Genomic DNA, 3,350 nt, shown 5'->3' with positions numbered 1-3,350 from the left:
ACCAAAGTTCACCAGCAGCGTTCCATACACCGCGCCAAGCAGCGACATACGGCCTCCGACTGCAGCAAAGATCACCATTTCGATGGATGGCACGATGCCGACGAAGGAGGGCGACATGAAGCCCACCTGCAGCGTGAACATGGCTCCGCCGATGGCCGAGAACATGGCCGCCGCGCAAAACACGAAGACCTTGAAGCTGGCCACGTCATAGCCGGAGAAACGGACCCGCTCTTCCTTGTCGCGCATGGCCACCAGCAAGCGCCCCAGCTTGGAACCGAGCACATAGCGACCAAACAGGATGCAGCCGAACAGCAGGCCGGCATTGACGAAATACAGCACCAGCTTGGCGTGATCGGTGCGGATATCCCAGCCCATCAGGGTCTTCAAGTCGGTGATGCCGTTCACGCCCCCGGTCAGCCCCTGCTGGCCGATGATGAGGATGGACAGGATGGCGGCGATGGCCTGCGTGACGATGGAGAAATACACGTCCCCCACGCGGCGCTTGAACATCGCCATGCCGATCAGCATGGCCAACACGGTCGGCACCGCCAGCACGGCAAAGATGGTGAAGGCAAAGCTGTGGAAGGGCTCCCACATGGCGGGCAAGGCGGTGATCTGGTTCCAGTCCATGAAGTCGGGAATGCCCGGCGTGGATTGGATCTTGGTGCTGATGGGGTCGGAGGCTTCGAGTTTCAGGAACATGGCCATGCAATAGCCCCCCAGGCCGAAGAACACGCCCTGCCCCAGGCTCAGGATGCCGCCGTAGCCCCAGCACAGCACCAGCCCCACGGCCACGAAGGCATAGGACAGATATTTGCCCACCAGGTTGAGCCGGAACATGTCCAGCGTCAGCGGGAACACCAGCAGCAACAGCGCCGCCATCACCAGCAGGCCGAGCGCACCGGAGCGCCCGCCCAACAGTTTTTCATAGGCTGCATTCATCATCGGACCTCGCACGTGTTGTTTGATCTGTAGGAAGCGGCCATCACTTGCGTACCTTCACCGAGAACAGCCCTTGCGGACGCAGCATCAGGATCACGATCACCGCCGACAAGGTCAGCACCTTGGCCATGGAACCGGTCAGGAAGAACTCCGCCGTGGATTGGGTCTGGGCAATCGAGAAGGCCGAGGCGATGGTGCCGATCAGGCTTTGCGCGCCACCGAAGACCACCACCAGGAAGGTATCGACGATGTAGAGCGAACCGCTGGTCGGCCCGGTGGAACCGATGGTGGTGAAGGCCGCGCCAGCCACGCCGGCCACGCCGCAACCCAGCGCAAAAGTGGTACGGTCCACCTTGCGGGTGTTGATGCCGACTGCCCCGCTCATGACGCGGTTCTGCATCGTGGCACGTACCTGCAAGCCCCAGCGCGAACGGAACAGCAGCACGAAGATGGCGCCGGTCAACAGGACCGTCAGGCCCATCATGAAGAGGCCATTCAAGGGAATATCGATGGCATCGGTAGGCTTGAAGGAACCCATGAGCCAGTCCGGCAAGGTGGCGCTGACTTCCTGGCGCCGAAGATGAACGGAAAGGTCTGCTGCATGGCCAGCGACAAGCCCAGGGTGGCCAGGAGCGTATCGAGCGGACGCTTGTAGAGGCGGCTGATGAGCAGCAGCTCGGTCAGGTAGCCCACGCCATAGGCCACCACAAAGGACAGCACGATCGCGGCGAAGAAATAGAACGGCTGCAAGGCCGGCGCATAGGTGGTGGTCAGGTGCGACAGCAGGTAGGTGATGTAGGCGCCGATGGTGAGAAATTCACCGTGGGCCATGTTGATCACGCCCATCTGCCCGAAGATGATGGCCAGGCCCAGCGCCATCAGCAGCAGCACGCAAAAGACCGAGAGGCCATTGAAGCCCTGCATGGCGAAGATGGCGCCGAATTCGGATAGAGAAACCATGTTGACTCCCGACGGGGCAGAGTTGCAGATTGAGGAAGGGGCGGCAGCGCCCGCATGTCACTACAGACGCCGCCGCTTTGCTGCACAAGGGCCGGTACGTACCAGCCGAAACACCTTACTGATAGCCCTTGGGGAAAGGATTCGGCTCGATCAGTTCGGACTCGTAGACCACCTTGAACTGGCCATCCTTCTGGGCTTCGCCGATGCGGGTCTTGCTCCACAGGTGGTGGTTTTCGTGGACCTTGACGTAGCCTTCCGGCGCGGTCTTGAGTTCGATGCCGGGTGACGCCGCCACCACCTTGTCGACGTCGAAGCTGCCGGCCTTTTCCACCGCGGCCTTCCACAGCCAGGGACCGAGATAGGCGGCCTGGGTGACGTCGCCGATGACCGAATTGGCGCCGAACTTGGCCTTGAACTCGGCCACGAATTTCTTGTTGTTGGGGTTGTCCAGGCTCTGGAAATATTTCATCGACGCGAAGAAGCCTTCCACGTTCTCGCCACCGATGCCCAGCATTTCATCCTCGGTCACCGAGATGGTCAGCAGGTTCTGGGTCTTGGCGGTCACGCCGGCGGCCTTCAACTGCTTGTAGAAGGCCACGTTGGAGCCGCCCACCACGTCGGCGAAGATCACATCGGGCTTCTTCAACTTGATCTTGTTGATGAGCGAACCGAACTGGGTATTGCCCAGCGGGTAGTACTCCTCGCCCACCACCGAACCCTTGAGCACGTTCTCGATGTGCTTGCGGGCGATCTTGTTGGAGGTGCGCGGCCAGATGTAGTCGGAGCCGACCAGGAAGAAGGTCTTGGCCTTCTTTTCCTTGGCCACCCAGTTCAGGCCCGCCAGCACCTGTTGCGTCGCCTCCTGCCCGGTATAGAACACGTTCTTGGATTGCTCCAGGCCTTCGTAGAAGGTCGGGTAGTACAGCAGGCCGTTGTCCTTCTCGAACACCGGCAGCACCGCCTTGCGCGAGGCCGAGGTCCAGCAGCCGAAGACAGCCGCGACACGGTCGTTTTCCAGCAGCTTCTTGGCCTTTTCGGCGAAGGTCGGCCAGTCGCTGGCGCCGTCTTCCTGGATGATCTTGATCTTGCGGCCCAGGATGCCGCCCATCGCATTGATCTGGTCGATGGCCAGGCGTTCGGCCTGGATCGAGCCGGTCTCGCTGATGGCCATGGTGCCGGTGGCCGAGTGCAGCTGGCCTACCGTGACTTCGGTATCGGTGATGGCCAGCTTGGTGGTATTGACCTTGGCGGTCGGATACTGCTGGGCCGAGGCCATGCCCGGCAAGGCCGCTGCGGCCGCACCGGCGGCCAGGCCCATCAAGATCTTGCGGCGCGGGAACGAGGGAGGGTTGGAAGACGAGGAATGCGACATGCGGTACTCCTTTCGGGCGTTGTTGTTGGACTCGGTCTGGGCCATCGTGGCGTCATGCAAGCAATGAAACGAAAGC

At 61.4% G+C, this 3,350-nt stretch carries 2 protein-coding genes and 1 pseudogene; all 3 read right to left on the bottom strand.

Translation table 11 applies throughout. From position 1 onward, the window contains the following. Nucleotides 1–942 (bottom strand): urea ABC transporter permease subunit UrtC (gene urtC, locus I5W_RS16675; RefSeq protein ID WP_044530060.1); only part of this gene is annotated, 942 nt, incomplete at its 3' end. Nucleotides 943–985: 43 nt separating this feature from the next. Continuing rightward, a pseudogene (gene urtB, locus I5W_RS16670) lies at nt 986–1,902 on the bottom strand (urea ABC transporter permease subunit UrtB). 115 nt (nt 1,903–2,017) lie between these two features. Then, complete coding sequence (gene urtA, locus I5W_RS16665) at nt 2,018–3,274, bottom strand: urea ABC transporter substrate-binding protein (protein ID WP_008329498.1); 1,257 nt, start codon at nt 3,272–3,274, stop codon at nt 2,018–2,020. Nucleotides 3,275–3,350 lie beyond the last annotated feature (76 nt).

Source organism: Herbaspirillum sp. B65, from assembly GCF_000333555.1.
GTDB classification, from domain to species: Bacteria; Pseudomonadota; Gammaproteobacteria; order Burkholderiales; family Burkholderiaceae_D; genus Herbaspirillum; species Herbaspirillum rubrisubalbicans.
The sequence above is the reverse complement of the archived record's forward strand: the minus strand, read 5'-3'. Positions and strand labels throughout refer to the sequence as shown.